Here is a 1,304-nt window from a genome sequence, read left to right as displayed (position 1 = left end):
GCCTCCGACTTCTGCACACCGGCCCCAGCGAGCGCGGACCGGACCGCCGTCGCGATCGCCACGGCCCCCGGGGTGTCCCCGTGCACGCACACGCTCTCGACGGCGACGGCCAGGACGCTGCCGTCGACCGCCTCGACGGTGCCCTCGGTCGCGAGGCGCACCACCCGGGCCGCGACCAGCTCGGGGTCGTGCAGCACGGCACCGGGGTCACGGCGTGGGACGAGCGTGCCGTCCGGGGCGTAGGCACGGTCGGCGAAGGCCTCGAGCACCACCCGCAGGCCTGCGATCTCGGCCTCCTCGGCGACCACGCTGCCCGGCAGCGCCACCACGGGAAGGTCCAGCCCGAGCTCGAGCACCGCGGTGACCACGGCACGCGCCTGCTCGCGGTGGGTCACGACCGCGTTGTAGAGGGCTCCGTGCGGCTTGAGGTAGCGGACGGTCGTGCCCGAGGCGGCGGCCAGGGCCTGGAGGGCACCCACCTGGTACACCAGGTCGTCGACCAGGTGACGCACCTCGACGTCGAGGAATCGGCGCCCGAAGCCCGCGAGGTCGCGGTACCCGACGTGGGCCCCGACCGTGACGCCCGCCTCGGCGGCGGCGGCGCAGGTGGCCCGGATCGTCGTGGGATCGCCCGCGTGGAAGCCGCACGCGACGTTGGCGCTCGAGACGAGGCGGACGATCGCGGCGTCGTCCCCCAGGGTCCAGGGACCGAAGGACTCGCCGAGGTCGCTGTTGAGGTCGATCTGCACGACCTCACTCTGGCAGACGTCGACGGTGCTGCGAGGGGAAGCACCCTCGCGGTCCGGGGTGCAGGCCGGGGCCGTTCAGCGGCCCGCTGCCCTCAGTCCCAGAAGGGGTGGAGCTCGTCCTCGTCGGCGGCGCGCGTGGCGGTGGGCTGGGACTCGTTCATGGCAGCTGGCCTCGAGGGATCGGTGCGGAGCGGGTGGTGCCAGCCTGGCATCGTGGGGATGCGCTTCCCTGGGACCTAGTGCCTGCCGAGACGCCCTGCTCCCGTCTCAGCGTCTCCCGTCTCAGCGTCTCCCGTCTCAGCGTCTCTCGCCCCGCGCGATCGCCAGGGCCCAGGCGACCAGCGGCACCTGGAGGGGCAGACGGCCCCACGCGACCCCCGGGCGTCGCGACCAGTGCCGGGCGCCACGACGCGACCGGACGGCCATCGTGACGTTGCCCGGAAGGACCGCCACCAGGAGGGCAGCCGCAGCCCACCCACCGGCGGTCCGCGAGCGCGGGAGGGCCAGCAGGCCGGCGCACACCAGCTCGGCGACACCGCTGCCCAGCACCCAGGG

Annotated in this window: 1 protein-coding gene and 1 pseudogene; both read right to left on the bottom strand. The window is 74.7% G+C overall.

Going from position 1 to position 1,304, the window contains the following annotated elements:
* Positions 1–749 (bottom strand): 5-oxoprolinase subunit PxpA (locus L0B03_RS18025; protein WP_250448402.1); only part of this gene is annotated, 749 nt, incomplete at its 3' end.
* A gap of 297 nt (positions 750–1,046) precedes the next feature.
* Positions 1,047–1,304 (bottom strand): annotated as a pseudogene (locus L0B03_RS18020) (hypothetical protein); the annotation flags it as partial.

Origin of the sequence: Actinotalea sp. C106, assembly GCF_023630195.1 — a bacterium.
Taxonomy (GTDB): domain Bacteria; phylum Actinomycetota; class Actinomycetes; order Actinomycetales; family Cellulomonadaceae; genus Actinotalea.
Note: the sequence above shows the minus strand (reverse complement) of the source record. Positions and strands in the feature narration are given on the sequence as shown.